Below are 18741 nucleotides of genomic sequence, written 5' to 3'. Positions count from 1 at the left end.
GGTTGCGCCGGGCCATCAGCCTTGCACCACATCCAGTCCCTCGCGGGACATGGTTTGCAGGCGAGGCATGAGGCCAAGCAGGTGCTGGCTGTAGGGGTGTTGCGGGCGTTCGAACAGCGTTTCCGTTTCGGCCACTTCCAGCAGTTCGCCGTAACGCATCACGCCGACCCGATCGCACATCTGGCGGATCACCGGCAGGTCGTGGCTGATGAACAGCATGGTCAGCCCCAGTTCTTCCTGCAGGTCTTTCAACAGGTTCAGGATCTGCGCCTGGATGGATACGTCCAGCGCCGACGTGGGTTCATCGCAGATCAGAAAGCGCGGCCGCGTGGCCAGCGCCCGCGCGATGCAGATGCGTTGGCGCTGCCCGCCCGAGAACTCGTGCGGAAAGCGCTCGGCGGCGCGATCGCCCAGGCCCACCACGTCCAGCAGGTCGGCTACGATGCGGCGCGTCTCTGCTTCGCTGGCCGCCAGCTTATGAAAGCGGATGGGTTCGGCGATGATGTCCAGCACGCGCATGCGCGGATTCAGCGACGAGAACGGGTCCTGGAAAATCATCTGGATCTGGCGGCGAAACGGATTGAGCTGCTTCTCGCCTTTCAGCGCGGTCAGGTCCGTGCCGCCGAATGTCACCGAGCCTTCCGAAGGCGTGTACAGCCCCGAAATCAATCTTGCCACCGTGGACTTGCCCGAGCCGGATTCGCCCACCAGGCCGAAGACCTCGCCTTCACCAATCGAAAAGTTCACGCGCTTGACCGCGTCCAGCGTGCGCTGGTTGCGCTTGAACAGCGCGCTCTTTAGCACGAAGCGCATCGACAGGTCGCGCACTTGCACCAGCGGCCCGTCGGTATGCGCGCCGAAGTCGCGCCGTTGGCCCAGCCAATGCGTGGCCAGGTCCAGCGGTTGCGACGGCGTCTTGACGTCTTCGATGTAAGTGACCAGCGGAAAGCGCTTGAGCTTGATGTCCGGACGCGGCACGGCCGAAATCAGGCTGCGCGTATAGGGATGGTCGGGGTCGCCCAGGATCTTGGCGGTCGGCCCTTGCTCGACCAGCTTGCCGTGATACAGCACCGCCACGCGGTCGGTCACGTCGGCGATCACACCCATGTCGTGCGTGATGATGATCATGCCGACCTGCTCTTCGCGGCACAGCTTTTTCAGCAGCTCAAGGATTTGCGCCTGGATGGAAACATCCAGCGCGGTGGTGGGCTCGTCGGCGATGATGACTTCGGGTTCGCAGCACAAGGCCAGCGCGATCACCACACGCTGCCGCATGCCGCCCGAGAATTGGTGCGGGTATTGCTTGACGCGCAGTTCCGGCTGATCGATGCCCACCTGCACCAGCAACTGCACCGCGCGTTTCTTGGCTTCGGCGTGCGTCAGGTTCAGGTGTACCTGCATGGTTTCCACCAGCTGGCTCTCCACCGTTTGCAGCGGGTCGAGCGACGTCAGCGGGTCTTGAAAGATCATGCCGATGCGGCGTCCGCGCACCTTGCGCTTTTGCGCGGGCGTCAGCGTGTCGATGCGTTCGCCATTGAGCAGCACCGCGCCGCCCGCCAGCCGTCCGGGCGCTTCCAGCAGGCCGATCACCGCGTTGCCGATGGTGGACTTGCCCGCGCCGGATTCGCCCACCACGCCCAGGATCTCTCCCTTCTCCAATGCCAGCGATACGCCGTCCACGGCCACCAGCGTGCCACGGCGGCTGGGGAATTCGATTCGGATGTCTTCTATGTTCAACAGGGCCATGACGTCCTCAGCGCAGCTTGGGGTTGAGCGCGTCGCGCAGCCAGTCGCCCAGCAGGTTGACCGATAGCACCAGCGCCACCAACGCAATGCCGGGGAAAATCGAAATCCACCACATGCCCGAAAACAGATAGCTGTTGCCGATGCGGATCAAGGTGCCCAGCGACGGCGCGGTGGGCGGCACGCCCACGCCCAGGAACGACAGCGTCGCCTCGGTGATGATGGCAATCGCCAGGTGGATGGTGGCGATGACCAGCACGGGCCCCATGACGTTGGGCAGGATGTGGCGGCGCAGGATGGTGAAGGGGCCGATGCCGATCAGCTTGGCCGCCTGCACGTATTCCTTGTTGCGTTCGACCAGCGTGGAGCCGCGCACCGTGCGCGCATATTGCACCCAGCCCGAGATGCCGATGGCGAAGATCAGCACATACAGCGCCAGCTGGTCGTGCATGTCGCGCGGCAGCACCCCGCGCGCCACGCCATCGATCAGCAGCGCGACCAGGATGGCGGGGAACGACAACTGCACGTCCGCGATCCGCATGATGAAGCTGTCGATGCGGCCGCCGGCGTAGCCGCTGATCAGGCCCAGGGTCACGCCCAGCACCATCGAGAACAGCACCGAGGCAAAACCCACCAGCAGCGACACGCGCGAACCATAGAGCACGGCCGACAGGATGTCGCGGCCCTGGTCGTCGGTGCCCAGCAGGAAGTCAGGGCTGCCGCCCTCTTCCCACGAAGGCGGCGTGTTGGCGTCCATGATGCTCAAGGAAGCCAGGTCGAAGGGGTTGTGCGGCGCGACGATCGGCGCGAACAGCGCGCCCAGCAGGATGGTCAGCGTGACGATCGCGGCGATGATGGCGCCGGGCGAACGCTTGAAGCTGTGCCACAGGTCGCTGTCGGCGGCGCGCGTGAAGAAGGGAGCGATGCGAGCAATCATGTTGATTCCTTTACTTGCTCTGCACGCGCAGACGCGGGTCCACGGCGAAGTACAGCAGGTCGACGACCAGGTTGATGACCACGAACATGAAGGCGATCAGCACCAGGTACGCCGCCATCACGGGGATGTCCACCATGCTGATCGCCTGGATGAACAGCAAGCCCATGCCCGGCCACTGGAACACGGTTTCGGTGATGATGGCGAACGCGATGATGGAGCCCAGTTGCAGGCCGGTGATGGTGATGACGGGCACCATCGTGTTCTTGAGCGCGTGGCGGAAATTGATCAGCCGTTCAGGCAGGCCGCGCGCGCGGGCGAACTTGATGAAATCCGCGCGCAGCACTTCCAGCATCTCGGCGCGTACCAGCCGCATGATGAGGGTCATCTGGAACAGCGCCAGCGTGATCGCCGGCATGATCAGCGCAAGCCATCCCGACTTGGTCAGAAAGCCCGTGGTCCACCAGCCCAGGCTGACGACGTCGCCGCGTCCGAAGCTGGGCAGCCATCGCAGCTGCACGCCAAAGACAAGAATGAGCAGGATGCCGATCAGGAACGTGGGCAAAGAGATGCCGGCCAGCGACAGCGCCATGAAGGTCTTGGACAGCACGCCGTGGCGCCGCAGCGCGGTGTAGATGCCCATGGGTATGCCCAGCGCCAGCGCCATCACGGCGGACACGAACGACAGTTCCAGCGTGGCGGGCATGCGTTCTTCAAGCAGCTCGCTGACGGGCCGGCGCTGCCGGTATGAAATGCCGAAGTCGCCTTTGGCGGCGTTGCCGACAAAGCGCGCGAACTGCACGACGAAGGGATCGTCCAGGCCGAGCTGTTCGCGCAACTGCGCGCGTTGCTCAGGCGTGGTGTCCTGGCCGACCATGCTGGCGATCGGGTCGCCCACATAGCGGAACATGGAGAACGCGATCAGCGCCACCGTCAACATCACCAGCACCGACTGGATAAGTCGCTGCGCAATAAAGGAAAGCATTATCGGTTGCCCTCGTTTGCAAATAACGCCGGGCCGCGCTTGCCGAGACTGCCGCAAGCGGGGCTGGGCCGGGCGCGCCCGGACGGCTTGCGCCGCCCGGGGCTCACGTCGTTATGGAATCACGACGGCGGTTTACGGCAGGACCACGTCGCGCAGGTCGAGCACGTCGTCGGCGCGCTGGATGACCTTGATGTTGTCCTTCACGCCCCACGACATCGGCTGCTGGTGCAGCGGCAGATAGCCGTAGTCGCTGCGCACGATCTCGAAGGCTTCCTTGATCATGGCGTTGCGCTTGGTCTGATCGGTTTCGACGCCGATCTTGTTGGTCAGCTCGTCCACCTTCTTGTTGCAGTAGCCGCCCAGGTTGAACTGGCCCGCGGCGGTCTTGGCGTCGCGGCAGGCGGCCAGGTTCAGCAGCGCGTTGTGCGCGTCGGTGGAGCTGGGCGTCCAACCCAGCATGTACATGCTGGTCTGGTTGCCCGCTTGCAGCAGGATCTTGCCGAAGTACTTGGACTTGGTCTGCGCCAGCAGGTTGATCTTGATGCCCACGCGCGCCAGCATGCCGGCCACCGCCTGGCAGACCTTTTCGTCGTTGACGTAGCGGTCGTTCGGGCAGTCCATGGTGACGGTGAAGCCCTTCGGATAGCCGGCTTCGGCCAAGAGCTTCTTGGCGCGTTCGGGATCGGGCTTGTAGGGCGCGCCGTAGGAATCGGAATAGCCGTTGATGGCGGTGGCCACCAGCGAGCCCAGCGGCTTGGCCGCGCCGCGCATGATCTTCTCGTTGATGGCCTTGGTGTCCACGGCCAGCACGACGGCTTCGCGCACCTTGGCGTCCTTGAACGGATTCTTGCCCTTGACGTCCGAGAACAGCAGCTCGTCCCGGTCCTGGTCCATGCCGATGAAGATGGCGCGCGCTTCCGGCGCCGTCAGCGGCTTGACGCCTTTGGCGTCTTCCAGCCGCTTCCAGTCTTGCACGGGCACCGGTTGCACCAGGTCCATCTCGCCGGAGATCAGCGCGGCGACGCGCGTGGCTTCCTGCGTGATGGGCTGGAAGATGACTTCGTCGACGTTGGTCTTGATGTCCTTGTTCCAGTAGCCGTCATAGCGCTTGAGCACCGTCTTCACGTCGGGCTGGCGCGACACCAGCATGAAGGGGCCCGTGCCGTTGGCGTTCAGGTTGGCGTAGTTGCCCTGGTTGTCGCCCTTGACGTTGGTGGCCTCGGTGGTCTTGTTTTTCTCCGCCCAGTTCTTGCTCATGATGTACAGGAACACCCATTCGCGCGGCAGGATGGGATTGGGCGTGGGGGTGGTGACTTCGACGGTGTAGTCGTCGATCTTCTTGATGTCGGAAGCCTTGGCGCCGTAGCCCTTCATGTCCGAGCCGGGCGTCAGGCTGCGCTTCCACGAGAAGATCACATCGTCGGCGGTGAAGGGCGAACCGTCGTGAAACTTCACGCCCTTGCGCAGCTTGAACACCCATTTGGTGGGCTCGGGGTTTTCCCAGCTTTCAGCCAGCAGCGGCGTCAGTTTCAGGTTGCCGTCGTAGCCGGCCAGCGTTTCGTAGATGTTGCCCTGAAAGCCCAAGGTGAACGTCTCGTTCAGGGCCATCGGGTCCATCGAGGTGGCGTCGCCCTGATACGCCCAGTGGAAGGTCTTGGCGGCCGCGCCGGCGCTGAACGCCATGGACGCGGCAATGGCGGTCGCCAACGCAGCTTGCTTCAGGTGAGGAAAAGTACGCATAGCCCTCATGCTCCGTGTGGTGCGCGGATCGCGCGACAGAAGTGACAGGGCCCCAGCCCCAACGGGTTCCGGGGCATGGCGTTGCTGCTTACGACGAAAGGCGGTGCGGGGAGGAACGGCGCGCGGCGCAAACCGCGCACGGGCCATGAAAGGCGATGCCGGGAATCACTACAGTGGACTTCGACTTCACGATAGACCCAACCCCTTGTGATTGTCATGGCGGGGACGTGCCCGCGCCGATGCAGATCGAATCTTATAGACGCATTCGTTTAAGCGTCAATCGGTTTGGATTGGGGTTAGTCCGCGCTTGCCGGATGGCTTGAATGGTGCGTTTTCCCGGCCAAAAAGGGGGCGTCGAGCGCGCCGCGCAACGCCGGGCTATTCGTTTGCAGGCAGGGGCGATGCGGGCGTTGCGGCAAGCGTGCGCGCCAGTTCATGGACGGTGCGCTTGCGCCGGTCGCTGTCTTCGTAATGCTTGCCCAGCGCCGACCATTCGGGCCGGCTGCGGGCTTCTTTCAAGGCCTCGGGCAACGGGCCCTTGCGCCAGCCTTCATCGTCCGGAAGGGCTAGTTTCAATGGCTGGCGCGCGGCGTGGCCGCGGCGTTCCAGCGCGTCGATCAATTGGCGCTGGCGCAGCGCCAACAAGCGCAGCACGGCGTCGTCGACGCTGATTTCACGCCAGCCGCGCAGTTTGCCCGCCATGCGCCTGCCCAACTTTTCCACGCCTTGCCACAAGCCGCCCGCCGCCGCGCCGATCAGCATGCCGGTGCCCAGGCTCAAGCCCGCGCTGAAAAGATCCACCGCCGCGCCAGCCATGGCGCCAGCAGCCGCGCCCATGCCCACCTGCACGCCCATGTCCTTGAGCGCTTGCGGATGGAACAGGTCCATGCCCCAGCGTTCGCCTTGCAGTGGCAAGGCTTCGTCGGTGAAGTCGGCCGCGCGAAAGTTGTATAGCGCCAGCAGCGCATTCACGCAGGTTTGTTCGCGTTGGCGCACCTGGTCGCGCAATTGGTTGGAGGTGGCGGCCAGCGCGGCGTCGTCGCTGGGGCTGGCCAGATGCAGCGCCGCGACGTCGATCAGCAGGTCCGCCAACAGCTCGTAAGCGGCGGCGCGGCGTTCACGGCGTTGCGCGGAAAGGCTGTCGGACAGTCGGGCCAGTGCGCCCGCGTGGCGGTCCAGCAGCACGCCCAGCTTGGCGTACAGCTGCTGCTCGCCATCGAGCGGCGGCGCGACGGTGTCGAATTCCACCACTGCGTGCAGGCCCAGACGCGCCATCGCGTCGCGCCATTCGTTGGCGCGGTGCGTGGGGGCGTTCACGAAGTTGAGCACCGGCAGCAAGGGCCGGCCGCAGGCGGCAAGAATGGCGAGTTCATCGCGGTGCTTGCCCAGCACGGGGTCGCGCGCGTCGATCACATACAGCGCCGCATCGCACTCCAGCATTTTGGTGAGCACGCGGGCTTCCTGTTCGAAGCGTCCATGCGCCTCCGGCGTATTCAGGAAGCGGCGGATGCGGGCCGGGCCGTCCAGCCGTTCGTCCGGTTGATCCAGCCGTTCCAGGTATTCCAGCAGCGCGATGCTGTCTTCCATGCCGGGCGTGTCGAACCATTCCAGCACGGGACGGCCGTCCAGGCGCAGGCGCGCGCCTTCAACGTGGCGGGTGGTGCCGGGGCTGTCGGCCACTTCGCCAAAGCCCGTGTCGCGCGTCAAGGTGCGCAGCAGCGATGTCTTGCCGGTGTTGGTGTGGCCGACCAGCGCGATCCTGATGAGTTCGTCAGCCATGGCCGGCCTCCAGCCAGTTCAGCGGTGCGGTAGGCGTTTGCAGGATGGCGTCGGCGGGCAAGCCCAGCGCCAGCAGACGCTCGCGCCAAAGCGCGGCGCGCGAATGCGCATTGTCCGACGGGGATGCGATGAGCCACACGGCGGTATGGCGCGCGTGGGCGGACAGTTCGGCGATCAGCGACAAGGTGCCGCGATCGGGGGTCTGGCGCGCATCGCAGGCGATCAGCAGGCGCGACGCGGCGGCTTGGGCCAGCGCGTCCAGCACGCGATTGCGCTCTTCGCGCGTGTCCAGGTTGCCCGCCATCTGGATGGACGCGGGCAGATCGGTCGGCGGCCAGGCGAGGTCGCCCGGCAGTTCCAGCCCCAACAGCACGGGCTGCCCCGCCAGCCCGGACAACGGCGCGGATTGCACGCGCGGCTGGTGCAGCGCATCCACCGGGCGGTCAATGCCGGTGGATTGCGCCGGTGGCTCCAGGCGATCGCGCAAGGGCGCGAAGCCGGCCAGCAAGGGGTCGATGCGCAAGCGCCGCAGCGCCCGCAGCGTGGCGGCAACGCAGAGCATCGCAGCGAGCAGGCGGGGCACGATGCCGTATACGACCACGACGCCGATCAGCCACCACGACCACTGCACCTGCGCGTCGGCAGACAGCGTCTGCGCACCATCGCTGGCGCGTATGACCGCCGCGTCCGGCATCGCAAAACCCAGATGCGCGGGCAGCCAGCCGATGGCCTGCGTCAGCCAGACAAAGGTGTCGGGCGCGAGCAGCGTGGTGGCCCAGACGAAACGGTAGCTGGCGGTAGACAGCACCAGCAGCAAAGTCGCCAGCGCGGCAGACAAGGCGGTCAGCCATAGCAGGTGGCTGATCGCGCCGAACAGCCAGCGCAAGGCGCCCGCGCGCGCCAGCAGGTTCAGAAAGGCCTGCGGCACCAGCGCGCTGTCAGGACCCCGCGCAAGCTTGCGGGTCGCCCACAGCCATAAACGACCCAGCCCGGTCGCGGCGGTGGGCCTGAGTAAAAAGCTGGCCAGCCAAAGCAGGAAAGTCAGCGCGTGCAGCCCCAGCATTGCGCCCAGCGCCCACAACACGTTGACGGGGCGAGAACCGTCGCCCAACGCGCCAAGCGCCACGCCAATGCCGGACATCAGGGCCAGTACGAACAACGTCGCCAGGATGGCCTGGGCGCTGCGGCGCCAGCCGTCCACAAGGGAAACCAGGTTTTCACGTTGCGCGAGCAGGTCGGCGCGAGCCAGGATGCGCGAGGGCAGATCAGTGTCCAGCTGGCGCACGCGACGCACGGCGTCGGCATCGTCCAGCGGACCCCAATGCGTTTCGCGCAGGCGGATGAGTTCGGCCAGCCAATGCGCGCGCAATCGGCGCGGGGCGTCGGAGCCGGGCGGAGGATCAAAAGCGCGAGAGGTCGAGGGCGGCATCGCGTTGGTAAGCGGCGCGGTGGGACCGCGCGTGAAGGCCGCAAAGGGCGATGCGCCATTGTAGACCCGGCGCATCGGCGCAACGGGCCGACGCGCGGCCGACGGCGATGCGTTCAGCGTTGCCGGCGGGCGCTTCGATATTGGCCGGGCGTGACGCCCACGGCGTCGCGGAACACGCGCGACAGGTGGCTGGCGTTGCCAAAGCCGCTGGCCTGCGCAACACCGGCCAGATCGCCCTTGCCCGCTTCCAGCAGCGTGCGCGCGTGCGCCAGCCGCCGCGCCCGCACCCAGGCATGGGGCGGTTCGCCGAACGAGGCGTGGAACATGCGCGCGAAATGATAGGTGGACAGGGCGGCCACGCCCGCCAGTTCGTCCAGCGTCAAGGGCGCGTCCAGATGCGCATCGACGTAGTCCATGATGCGGCGGCGCACGGCGGAAGCCAGGCCGCCGCGAGCCGGCTGTACGGACTTGCGCGCCACGCCTTGCCGCAACAGATGGTGCAGCACCGTCTCCGCCGCGCTGCTGGCGGCCAGCCGGTCGGCGGGCTGGGCCCAATCGGTTCCCAGCAGTTGCCGGCAGACATCGATCAGCGAGTCGTCCTGGATGTAGGTGCGGTCGCGCAGTTCCAGCGTGCGCGGCTCGCAGTCCAGCCGCATGACGGCCTCGCGGGCAAGGCGCTCGGGGGCGATGTACAGGTGCAGGAAGTGCACCTGATCGTTCATGCACCAGCGCGAATAGTGTTCGGCCGGCAGCACGCAGAACTTGCCCGCGCCGCCGTGCAGTGCGTCTCGTCCCACGCGGAAGGATTTGTCGCCGCCGTGCAGATAGAGCGACAGCGTGTGGTGGCCGGGCGTGTCGTAGCCCAGCGTCTCGCAAGCGCTGCGGGTCCATTGCGAAATGGCGATGCCTTCGCCCAGGGTGGTGGCGCGTTCCAGCGTGGCGGTGGAGCGCGACAGGGTGCGAAAGACGGAGAAGTCGGCGGGGGCCGAAGCGACGGTGCCCATAGAAGCGAAATGCTACTGCGATCTCGCGCGCGCGGCGCGCGTGGGCGCATAAAAACCGCAAGATCCGGCAATCGGGGCGCGGGCTGTCGGCGCACACTGGCGGCCAGGCGAGGGATGACTCCCGCCGACGCCGCGTCCCTTTAATTCTGCCAACCGCATCGTGAACCTTTTCCTGTATTTCCTGACCGTCGTGATCTGGGGCACCACCTGGATCGCCATCAAGCTGCAACTGGGCGTGGTGGCCATACCGGTATCGATTTTCTATCGTTTCGCGCTGGCGGCCCTGGTGCTGTTCGCCGGGCTGCTGCTGACCCGCAAGCTTCAGAAGCTGGACCGGCGCGGTCATGCCCTTTGCGTGGGACAGGGGCTGTGCCTGTTCTGTCTCAACTTCCTGTGCTTCTACACGGCCACGCAGTGGATTCCAAGCGGACTGGTGTCGGTGGTGTTTTCGGCGGCGACCTTGTGGAACGCCTTGAACGCCCGCCTGTGGTTCGGCACCCGGGTTGCACCGCGCGTGATGCTGGCCGGCGCCATCGGGTTCTCGGGGCTGGTGCTGCTGTTCTGGCCGGAGCTGGCCAGCCAGCAAGCCAGCCATGAAACCCTGCTGGGATTGGGGTTTGCGTTGTTGGGCACGTTCTGCTTTTCGACGGGCAACATGCTGTCGTCATTGCAGCAGCGCGCGGGCGTGCGGCCGTTGACCGGCAACGCCTACAGCATGTTCTACGGCGCGACGATCCTGCTGGCGGGCTGTCTTGTCGCGGGCGTGCCGTTCCAGTTCGACACGTCGTCTGAATACGTCGGCGCCCTGCTCTATCTGGCGATTCCGGGGTCCGTGATCGGCTTTACGGCTTACCTGACGCTGGTGGGACGCATGGGGCCGGCGCGCGCCGCGTATTGCACGGTGCTGTTCCCGGTGGTGGCGCTGGGTGTGTCGACGGTGGCCGAAGGCTATCAGTGGACGCCGCCCGCGCTGGTCGGGTTGGTGCTGGTGATGGCTGGCAACCTGCTCGTCTTCACGAAGTGGTCGCCGTTCATGCGGCGCGTGGCGGGTTAAGGGCGCGAGCGCGCCAATTGGCGCAGGGCATCAAGCAGACGGTCGATTTCATCGTCGTTCGTCAGCGGGCTGACCGACACCCGCGCGATCTGGGTCAGGCCGCGCGCCTGCATGTCCAGCGGCGTGTACGGCACGCCATTGCTGCCGATCGTCACGCCCACGGCAGCCATCGCGCGCTGGACGTCGGGGGCGGCCCAGCCGTCCAGGTTGAACGAGATCAGGCTGGATTTTTCACGGCCCTGGTCCAGCACCGTCAGGCCGGCGATCGCCGCAAGTTCGGCGCGCAGCCGTTGCGCGGTGGCGTCCACTGTGGCGCGGATGGACGGCAGCCCCAGCGCCAGCGCCTCTTGCAGCGCATTGGCCAGGCCGCAGCGCAAGGCCAATGAGTTCTCGGCGGACTCCAGGCGTCCGGCGTCGGCGCGCAGCACGGGCCTGCCATCGGCGCCCAGGGGCGCGGAATAGGTGTCGACATACGCGGGCGTCAACTGTTCGAGAAAGCCGCGCCGCACGTACAGCAGGCCGGTGCCGCGCGGGCCACGCAGCGCCTTGCGCCCCACCGTGCTCAATACGTCGCAACCTACCTGCGCCACGTCGACGGGCAACTGCCCGACCGCCTGCGCCGCGTCCACGAAATAGGGAATGCCATGTTGGCGGGCCACGCGGCCGATGGCGGCAGCCGGGTTGATGAGGCCGCCGTTCGCCGGCAGCCAGGTCAGCGCGATCAGGCGCACGCGGTCGTCGATCATGGCGGCCAGCGCGTCGGGATCGACACAACCGCTGGCATCGGACGCTATGGTTTCCAGCACGGCGCCCGCGCGTTCGGCGTGCAGCCGCATGGCCGCCAGATTGCCGCCCCATTCGTGGCGGCCGACCAGGATACGGTCGCCGGGCCGCCACGGCGCGAGCGCCGCGAAGGCCGCGCCCCAACCGGCGGAATTGCCGCTGGTCAGCGCGATTTCATCGGGCTGCGCATTCAGCAAGCGGGCGGCCAGCGTGCGCGCGTTTTCGGTGAGCGCACGCGAGGCCACGCCCGCCTCCATGGGACCCAGCGTGGCCTCGCGTTGCAGATGCGCCTGGATGGCTTGCAGCGTGCCGGTGGAGGGCAACGAGGACCCAGCGTGATTGAAATGCACGCAGGTCTGCGTGCCCGGCGTCTGCTCGCGCAGGGACTGGATGGTGGCGGCGGTCAGGGGGGCGGACATGGTTTGTTCCGTGGAAAGCACGCGTGGTGCAGGCTCGGGCAAGGACTCAGGCGGGGGTCAGCGCGATGACGGCTTCGATCTCGACCGCAACGCCTTGGGGCAGCGAGGCCACGCCCACGGCGCTGCGCGCATGGCGGCCGGCGTCGCCGAATACGTCCACCATCAGGTCGGACGCGCCATTGGCAATCGCGCTCTGGCGGTTGAAGTCGGGGGTGCTGGCCACGAACACGCCAAGTCGCACGACGCGGGCCACGCGGTCCAGGCGGTCGCCGGTGGCGGCAGCGATTTGCGCCAGCAGGCTCAGGGCCGACAGTCGGGCCGCTTCGACGCCATCGGCGTCCGAGATCTGATTGCCCAATTGGCCCAGATACTGGGGCTTGCCGCCCTTGCGCGAAATCTGTCCCGAAATGGTCAGCAGGTTGCCTTCCAGTACGAAGGGAACGTAATTGGCGGCGGGCGCGGCGGCGGCTTCCAGGGCGTAGCCCAGTTCGGCCACGCGGCCGGAGATCGTGCGGGTCATAGCGGATGTCCTGTCAAAGTTGATGGCGTTCAAGCCAGATGGGCAGGCCTTGATGCTATCGGCCATGCAGCTTCCTGACCAATCAATTCTTGTCCGCGACGCATGAACCAAACTAATGCGTTGACGATGCAAGCGGTTCGTCGGCGCGCGCGGCCTCGGTCAGCCAATCCCGCAGGGCGGCGGCCTGGGGCGGCAACGCGCCGCGTGGCGCGACGAACCACCAGCCGATGCGGGGATCTTTCAATACCGCGCCGGGCAGTGCCTGCACCAGCGCGCCGCTGGTCAGATGCGACGCGATCAGCCGGTGCCGGCCCATGGCCAGCCCCTGTCCGGCCAAGGCGGCCTCGACGACGATGTTGTAGTCATGCAGATGGACGGTTTGCGCGCGGCCCAGGTCCATGCCGAATTGGCGCGCCCACGCGTCCCATTCAAAAGGCTGCCTGGCGTGCGAGGTGAGAAGCGGATGGCGCAACAGGTCGTCGGGCGTGCGCGGCCGCTTGCGCCCCGATACGAGCCCGGGCGCACCGACCACCGACAGGTGTTCGGTCATCAGCAACCGCGAGGCCACGCCGGGCCATGACCCCCTTCCATACCGTATCGCCACGTCCACATCCCCGCCCGCCACGTCGGCCAGGCCGATGTCGGGCAACAGTTGCAGGTCGATCTCGGGATGGGCGGCGGCGAAGGCGGGCAGGCGCGGCGCCAGCCAACGCGTGGCGAACGAGGCCAGCAGACCGACCTTGAGCGTGACGCGCGGCGCTGCCGAGGCGCGCAGTTGGTCGGTGCCCTGCCGCAACAGCTCGAACGCCGGGTGCACATGCTGGAAATAGGCGAGACCCTCGGGCGTTAACGCCACTGCGCGCGTGCGCCGTTCAAACAGCGCCACGCCCAGCTCTCTTTCGAGCCGCTGGATGTGATGGCTGATGGCGCTTTGCGTGACGAAGAGCTCCTGCGCGGCCAGCGAAAAACTCAGGCGGCGCGCGGCCGCTTCAAAAGCGCGCAGGGAAACCAGGGCGGGCAGAGATCGCGTGGATCGCATGGCGGGCAAGACGGGCGTCGATGGAGATGCGCGATATCCTACGCGCTTGCGGCGCGGTTGCCCTTTGGTTGCCGCGGATGGCTGCCCATCCATGCATCGCGTGTCGGGCACGGACGGACGCAACGACGAATGCAACGGCGAATGCACACGCCGCCCAATGCAAAAAGCCCGCAAACAAGTTGCGGGCTTTTTTAGGGGTACTGCAAGCGGTGCGGATACTGCATGCACTGCTGAAATTTTGGCTCCCCGAGCTGGGTTCGAACCAGCGACCTGCGGATTAACAGTCCGTCGCTCTACCGACTGAGCTATCGGGGAACAGGTAGAGGGGCCGAATTATGCACAAAAAATCGGAAGAATGCAAAGCGGCCTGAAAATTTCTGTTCAGGCGTGTTGAATCGCGTGAGCCGTGCGGAACAGTTGCGGGACGATATCGCGCAGCAAGCGCTCGCTGGAATAGTCGTGACGCGGCGCGCTGACGCTGATCGCCGCCAGCGGCACATCGCGCGCGTCGCGCAGCAAGACGGCCGCCCCGACCTGGTTTTGCAGAACCTGATCCTCGGTCAGTGCGTAGCCCGCGTCGCGCGCCTGAGCGATCAGCGCCAGCAAGGCTTCTGGGTCAATCACCGTGCGCGGCGTGAACGCGCGCGGCGGCGCATTCACGAGCGCCTGCCGGATCGCCTCGTCGTCGCGCTGCGTCAGCAACATGCGGCCGCCGCTGTTGCACCAGGCGGGCATGCGCCGGCCGGGCAGCATCTCGGCCAGCGTCATTTGACGGCTGGGCAGGCGCAGCAGATAGATCATGTCGTTGCCGGTCAGCACGCTCATGTGCACGGCCAGGCCGCAGCGATCGCGCAGCGCGACCAGATGCGGTGCGGCGATCGACACCAGCCTGTCGTTGCGCAAAAAGAAGTAGCCGAGTTCGACCACGCGCGGCCCCAACCGATAGCGGCGCGACGCCGGATCCTTGATCAGATAGCCCAGCCGTTCCCAGGTATGCACGAAGCGCTGGGCGGCGCTTTTGCCCAGGCCCGTCAGCGTGGCGATCTCGGTCAGGCCCAGCGAATCAGCGGCGTCGCGAAAGGCGTCCAGCACGCGCATGCCCTTTTCCAAGGAGGCGACAAACAGCGCGTCGTCGGGGTCGGTCACAGCGGTGTCGGGAAGGGAAGTTTTGCGGGTCGTCATGAGTGCAGAGGCCGTGGCGTGAGGGGGCGGCACTAGTTTCCCCGAATTGTCCGGGGGCTGAATACCCACTATAAAGGTGATTATTCAATACTTTGTATCGCATAGCAATACTTATATCCACCCACTTGCCGCCCTGCTTTTCGTTCTCGATGACCCATTCCCCCTCTCTCTGCGATATGACTGCCGTGGCGCTGCGCGCAGAAATCGCTGCCGGCCACGTCAGCGCCCGCGACGTCATGGCGGCGCACCTGACGCGCATCCAGGCCTGCAATCCTTCTATCAATGCCATCGTCACCTGCGATGCCGAAGGCGCGCTGGCTCGCGCGGCGGCGGCCGACGAACATCAGGCGAATGGCGACGCGCTGGGCCTGCTGCATGGCCTGCCGATCGTGCACAAGGATTCGTTTCTGACGGCGGGCATGCGCACGACCTACGGCTCGCCGCTGTACCGGGATTTCATTCCCGACCGCGACAGTCTCATCGTGACGCGAGAACGCGCGGCCGGCGCCATCACGCTGGGCAAGAGCAATCTGCCGGAATTCGGCGCGGGCTCGCAGACGTTCAACGCGGTGTTCGGCGCCACTCGCAACCCGTACGACCTGCGCATGACGGCAGGCGGCAGCAGCGGTGGCGCGGCAGCGGCTTTGGCCGCGCGCATGGCGCCGTTGGCCGACGGCACCGACATGGGCGGATCGCTGCGCAATCCGGCCTCGTTCTGCAATGTCGTCGGCCTGCGCCCGTCGCCCGGCCGCGTGCCGCAATGGCCCTCCAGCAACCCCTACAACCCGCTTACGGTGGCGGGCCCCATGGCGCGCACCGTGGCCGACGTGGCGCTGCTGCTGGCCGCCACGGCCGGTCCCGACCCGCGCGATCCCTTGTCGATCGATCAAGACCCGGCGCGTCTGCTGGCCAGCCTGTCGCGCGATTTCAAAGGCGTGCGCATCGCCTATGCGCCTACGTGGGGCGGCCTGCCGGTGCAGCGGCGGGTGTTGCAGGTGCTGGAAAGCCAATTGCCGGTCTTCACCGATCTGGGGGCGCGGGTGGAACAGGCCTGCCCGGACTTCACGGGCGCCAACGACGCCTTCCAGGCGCTGCGCGGCCAGGTGTTCGCGGTGGGCTACGAAGCCGCCCTGCGTGAGCACCGGCATCTGCTCAAGGACACCGTTATCTGGAACATCGAACTGGGGCTGACCCAGCCCGCTGCCACCGTAGTGCAGGCCGAACGCGACCGCGCCGCCCTGTTTGCTCGCATGCATGCCTTCATGCAGACGCACGAATTTCTCATCGGTCCTGTCAGCCAGGTAGCGCCGTTCCCGGTGGATGAGGAAACCGTCAGCTGCATCGGCGATACGCCCATGCACAACTACATCGACTGGATGCGATCCGGCTACTACCTGTCGCTGACCGGTCATCCCGCCATCTCGGTGCCTTGCGGCTTTACCGACGACGGCCTGCCGGTGGGCATCCAGATCGTGGGACGCTACCGCCAGGAACATGCGCTGCTGCAACTGGCGCACGCATTTGAACTTGCCACCCAGCACTGGCGCCGCGAGCCGGTGCTGCCCGACTGACCATTCCAACAACACAAGGGGAAATCCATGAACAAAACACTATCGCGCGCCTTAGCCCTGTGCGTGCTGGCCGCCACGCCGTTGCTGGCAGCGGCCGACACCTATCCGTCCAAGCCGATCACCATGGTGGTGCCGTTCCCGCCGGGCGGGTCGACCGACGTGATCGGACGCCTCTTCGCCGCCAAGCTGGGCGCGCGCCTGGGGCAGACGGTCGTGATCGAAAACAAGCCGGGCGCCAACACCAGCATCGGCGCAGTGGCCGTGGCGCGCGCAGCGCCCGACGGCTACACGCTGATGATCACCGGCGCGCCCACGTTCACGTTGAACTCGCTGCTGTATTCGAACTTGAACTACGACCCTGTCAAAAGCTATGAATACGTCGCCATCGCGGGCAGCACGCCGTTCGTCATCCTGACCAACCCGCAGACCGGCATCGGCACGATGGCCGACATCACCAAGAAATCGGCCGCGCAGTCACTCAGCTTCGGCTCATTCGGCAACGGTTCTACGCCGCACATCGCCGGTGAATCGCTGGCCCAGCGTACCGGCGCAAAGCTGCTGCACGTGCCCTATCGTGGCAGCGCGCCGGCGATGACGGACCTGATCGGCAACCAGATTCCGCTATCGATCGACACGCTGGTCGCCAGCCTGCCGCAGATCAAGGCAGGCAAGGCACGCGCGGTGGCGTTGACCGGCAGCGCGCGCTCGCAGCTGGTGCCCGACGTGCCCACCGTGGCCGAAAGCGGCGTGGCAGGCTACGACTTCGAAACCTGGTTCGGCGTCGTCATGCCGAAGGGCACGCCCGCGCCGATCGTCAATCGCATGTCCAAGGAAATCCAGGCGGTGATGGCGGAGCCTGACACGCGCGCCAAGTTGCAGGAACTGGGTTTCGACGCCACGTATCAGGATCCGGCGGCATTCCGCGCCAAGGTCAGCGCTGAACTTGAGCGCAATGTGGCGGTCATCAAGGCGGCGGGCATCAAGCCGGATTGATGCAGTGCAGCGGCGGCAAGCCACGCGGCGCGTGGTTTGCCGATCCCGTATCATGGCACCCAGAAGGCTCGCGACCTTTCTCGTTTTTTCTGGGTTAATCCATGTCTTCGTTTGACATTCAATTGCTGCTCACTGCCCTGGTGAGCGTCCTGGTGCTGGTCGCTCTCATCGTCTCGCGCATCCGCATGCATCCGCTGCTGGCGCTCTTGATCGTATCGATAGGCGTGGGTTTTGCGACCGGCATGGCGCCCGGCGCCATCGTCAAGAACCTGACCGATGGCGCAGGCAAGACGCTGGGCGCGGTCGGCGTAGTGATCGCGCTTGGCGCCATGCTGGGCAAGATCCTGGCCGATTCCGGCACCACCGAGCGCCTGGCCAACGCCATCCTGCGGCGCACATCCACCCGCATGATTCCCTGGGCCATGACGTTGGTGGCCTTCGTCATCGGCATTCCCATGTTCTTCGAAGTGGGCCTGGTGGTCATGCTGCCGCTGATCTTCAGTGTGGCGCGCAAGCTTGAAACCCAGGAACGCTTCAAGGGGTCGGCCTACGTCTACGTCGGCGTGCCCGTCATCGCCGCGCTGGCGGCCATGCACGGCATGGTGCCGCCGCATCCCGGCCCGCTGACAGCCATCGCCACCTTGAAGACCACCGTCGGCCCGACGATGATCTATGGCTTTCTAGCCGCGTTGCCCGCGATGGTGCTGGGCGGCCCGCTCTATGGCGCCTTCATCACGCCACGCATGACGACCCGGCCCGACGAGGCGCTGCTGGAGCAATTCACCGCTGTCCAGGAAAAGGATGCGGGATCGACCGCGCCCAGCGTCGGCCTGGGCGTGCTGGCGGCCTTGCTGCCCGCGCTGCTGATGCTGGTGCATGCAGTGGCAGAAATGTTGCTGCCCAAGGACTCCGGCGTCACGCACGTGGCGGCCTTCCTGGGCAACCCGCTGGTCGCCATGCTGCTGGGCGTGCTGTTCGCCGCCGTGACGCTCGTGTTCATGCGCGGTGGCGATGCGGAAAAGCTGCGCGACGGCTTGGGCAAAAGTTTGAAGCCCATCGCCGGCATCATGCTGATCATCGCGGGCGGCGGCGCGTTTCAGCAGGTGCTGACCAGCGCCAAGGTGGGCGACGCCATCGTGCACCTGACGCATCAGTTCGCCTTTCCGCCGCTGATCCTGGGCTGGCTGATCGCCATGCTGTTGTCCGTGTCCACCGGTTCCGCCACCGTCGGCATCGTGGGCGCGGCGGGCCTGCTGGCCCCGCTGGCCGGCGCAGACCCCACGTTGAATCTGCCGCTGCTGGCGCTGTCGATCGGCTGCGGTTCGCTGTTCTTCAACTACGCGAACCACGCCGGCTTCTGGATGGTGAAGGAATCGTTCGGCATGACGATGGGCGAAGCCACCAAAACCATTTCCGTCGTGCAATCGATCGTCGCCCTGGTTGGTTTGGGCATGGTCCTGCTGATGAACCTGCTGCCGCCGATGGGCTGATGCCTGTCGCGCTGGCTGCGCGTGGGCGAAAGGCCGTCCAGTAAAAAGGGAAGCCAGCAGGCTTCCCTTTTTGAAT

15 protein-coding genes and 1 tRNA gene are annotated in these 18741 nt (G+C 66.1%); 4 read left to right on the top strand and 12 right to left on the bottom strand.

Annotated elements, in window-relative coordinates:
* Nucleotides 1-15: 15 nt before the first annotated feature.
* The 7 genes from API01S_RS22190 to API01S_RS22160 all read right to left on the bottom strand — a co-directional run bounded on the left by API01S_RS22190 (nt 16) and on the right by API01S_RS22160 (nt 9614).
* Nucleotides 16-1746, bottom strand: a complete 1731-nt coding sequence (locus API01S_RS22190; protein WP_006216796.1) for an ABC transporter ATP-binding protein — start codon at nt 1744-1746, stop codon at nt 16-18.
* A 7-nt stretch (nt 1747-1753) separates the two neighbouring features.
* Nucleotides 1754-2680, bottom strand: a complete 927-nt coding sequence (locus tag API01S_RS22185) for an ABC transporter permease (RefSeq protein WP_006216797.1) — start codon at nt 2678-2680, stop codon at nt 1754-1756.
* Nucleotides 2681-2690: 10 nt separating this feature from the next.
* Nucleotides 2691-3662 (bottom strand): ABC transporter permease, encoded by a 972-nt coding sequence (locus API01S_RS22180; protein WP_006216798.1) that lies wholly within the window; start codon nt 3660-3662, stop codon nt 2691-2693.
* A gap of 132 nt (nt 3663-3794) precedes the next feature.
* Nucleotides 3795-5402 (bottom strand): ABC transporter substrate-binding protein, encoded by a 1608-nt coding sequence (locus tag API01S_RS22175; RefSeq protein ID WP_061306163.1) that lies wholly within the window; start codon nt 5400-5402, stop codon nt 3795-3797.
* A gap of 378 nt (nt 5403-5780) precedes the next feature.
* Nucleotides 5781-7181: a GTPase/DUF3482 domain-containing protein gene (locus API01S_RS22170; protein WP_061306162.1), complete on the bottom strand. Its 1401-nt coding sequence runs from the start codon at nt 7179-7181 to the stop codon at nt 5781-5783.
* On the bottom strand, nt 7174-8610 hold the full coding sequence (locus tag API01S_RS22165; protein WP_061306217.1) for a DUF2868 domain-containing protein: 1437 nt from the start codon (nt 8608-8610) through the stop codon (nt 7174-7176). Before API01S_RS22165 ends, API01S_RS22170 begins: the two co-directional genes overlap by 8 nt.
* 113 nt (nt 8611-8723) lie before the next feature.
* Nucleotides 8724-9614, bottom strand: coding sequence for a helix-turn-helix domain-containing protein (locus API01S_RS22160; protein ID WP_006216802.1), 891 nt, complete (start codon nt 9612-9614; stop codon nt 8724-8726).
* Nucleotides 9615-9774: 160 nt separating this feature from the next.
* On the opposite strand from API01S_RS22160, the gene API01S_RS22155 reads away from it, so the two are divergent.
* Nucleotides 9775-10668, top strand: coding sequence for a DMT family transporter (locus tag API01S_RS22155; protein WP_061306161.1), 894 nt, complete (start codon nt 9775-9777; stop codon nt 10666-10668).
* On the opposite strand, the gene API01S_RS22150 is transcribed toward API01S_RS22155, so the two are convergent.
* The 5 genes from API01S_RS22150 to API01S_RS22130 all read right to left on the bottom strand — a co-directional run bounded on the left by API01S_RS22150 (nt 10665) and on the right by API01S_RS22130 (nt 14611).
* Complete coding sequence (locus API01S_RS22150; RefSeq protein WP_061306160.1) at nt 10665-11870, bottom strand: aminotransferase class V-fold PLP-dependent enzyme; 1206 nt, start codon at nt 11868-11870, stop codon at nt 10665-10667. The two genes, API01S_RS22155 and API01S_RS22150, sit on opposite strands and share 4 nt — an antisense overlap.
* 46 nt (nt 11871-11916) lie before the next feature.
* Nucleotides 11917-12390: a RidA family protein gene (locus tag API01S_RS22145; RefSeq protein ID WP_006216805.1), complete on the bottom strand. Its 474-nt coding sequence runs from the start codon at nt 12388-12390 to the stop codon at nt 11917-11919.
* Between the two features lie 112 nt (nt 12391-12502).
* Nucleotides 12503-13429 (bottom strand): transcriptional regulator GcvA, encoded by a 927-nt coding sequence (gcvA, locus tag API01S_RS22140; RefSeq protein WP_061306159.1) that lies wholly within the window; start codon nt 13427-13429, stop codon nt 12503-12505.
* A gap of 239 nt (nt 13430-13668) precedes the next feature.
* Nucleotides 13669-13744: transfer RNA gene (locus tag API01S_RS22135), tRNA-Asn, on the bottom strand.
* A gap of 66 nt (nt 13745-13810) precedes the next feature.
* On the bottom strand, nt 13811-14611 hold the full coding sequence (locus API01S_RS22130; protein WP_061306158.1) for an IclR family transcriptional regulator: 801 nt from the start codon (nt 14609-14611) through the stop codon (nt 13811-13813).
* Nucleotides 14612-14787: 176 nt separating this feature from the next.
* Between API01S_RS22130 and API01S_RS22125 the strand changes: the two genes are divergently transcribed.
* The 3 genes from API01S_RS22125 to API01S_RS22115 all read left to right on the top strand — a co-directional run bounded on the left by API01S_RS22125 (nt 14788) and on the right by API01S_RS22115 (nt 18665).
* Nucleotides 14788-16182: an amidase gene (locus API01S_RS22125; protein ID WP_254598646.1), complete on the top strand. Its 1395-nt coding sequence runs from the start codon at nt 14788-14790 to the stop codon at nt 16180-16182.
* Between the two features lie 27 nt (nt 16183-16209).
* Nucleotides 16210-17175, top strand: coding sequence for a Bug family tripartite tricarboxylate transporter substrate binding protein (locus API01S_RS22120; RefSeq protein ID WP_061306157.1), 966 nt, complete (start codon nt 16210-16212; stop codon nt 17173-17175).
* A 101-nt stretch (nt 17176-17276) separates the two neighbouring features.
* Entirely contained in the window at nt 17277-18665 is a 1389-nt protein-coding gene (locus API01S_RS22115) for a GntP family permease (RefSeq protein ID WP_006216812.1), read from the top strand.
* Nucleotides 18666-18741: the final 76 nt, after the last annotated feature.

It is taken from the genome of Achromobacter piechaudii NBRC 102461 (assembly GCF_001571245.1).
GTDB lineage: Bacteria > Pseudomonadota > Gammaproteobacteria > Burkholderiales > Burkholderiaceae_B > Achromobacter > Achromobacter piechaudii.
Note: the sequence above shows the minus strand (reverse complement) of the source record. Positions and strands in the feature narration are given on the sequence as shown.

Coding starts and splice junctions, on each gene's coding strand:
- API01S_RS22190 (WP_006216796.1), bottom strand. CDS start 1,746: ATGGCCCTGTTGAACATAGAAGACATCCGAATCGAATTCCCCAGCCGC.
- API01S_RS22185 (WP_006216797.1), bottom strand. CDS start 2,680: ATGATTGCTCGCATCGCTCCCTTCTTCACGCGCGCCGCCGACAGCGAC.
- API01S_RS22180 (WP_006216798.1), bottom strand. CDS start 3,662: ATGCTTTCCTTTATTGCGCAGCGACTTATCCAGTCGGTGCTGGTGATG.
- API01S_RS22175 (WP_061306163.1), bottom strand. CDS start 5,402: ATGCGTACTTTTCCTCACCTGAAGCAAGCTGCGTTGGCGACCGCCATT.
- API01S_RS22170 (WP_061306162.1), bottom strand. CDS start 7,181: ATGGCTGACGAACTCATCAGGATCGCGCTGGTCGGCCACACCAACACC.
- API01S_RS22165 (WP_061306217.1), bottom strand. CDS start 8,610: ATGCCGCCCTCGACCTCTCGCGCTTTTGATCCTCCGCCCGGCTCCGAC.
- API01S_RS22160 (WP_006216802.1), bottom strand. CDS start 9,614: ATGGGCACCGTCGCTTCGGCCCCCGCCGACTTCTCCGTCTTTCGCACC.
- API01S_RS22150 (WP_061306160.1), bottom strand. CDS start 11,870: ATGTCCGCCCCCCTGACCGCCGCCACCATCCAGTCCCTGCGCGAGCAG.
- API01S_RS22145 (WP_006216805.1), bottom strand. CDS start 12,390: ATGACCCGCACGATCTCCGGCCGCGTGGCCGAACTGGGCTACGCCCTG.
- gcvA (WP_061306159.1), bottom strand. CDS start 13,429: ATGCGATCCACGCGATCTCTGCCCGCCCTGGTTTCCCTGCGCGCTTTT.
- API01S_RS22130 (WP_061306158.1), bottom strand. CDS start 14,611: ATGACGACCCGCAAAACTTCCCTTCCCGACACCGCTGTGACCGACCCC.
- API01S_RS22125 (WP_254598646.1), top strand. CDS start 14,788: ATGACTGCCGTGGCGCTGCGCGCAGAAATCGCTGCCGGCCACGTCAGC.
- API01S_RS22120 (WP_061306157.1), top strand. CDS start 16,210: ATGAACAAAACACTATCGCGCGCCTTAGCCCTGTGCGTGCTGGCCGCC.
- API01S_RS22115 (WP_006216812.1), top strand. CDS start 17,277: ATGTCTTCGTTTGACATTCAATTGCTGCTCACTGCCCTGGTGAGCGTC.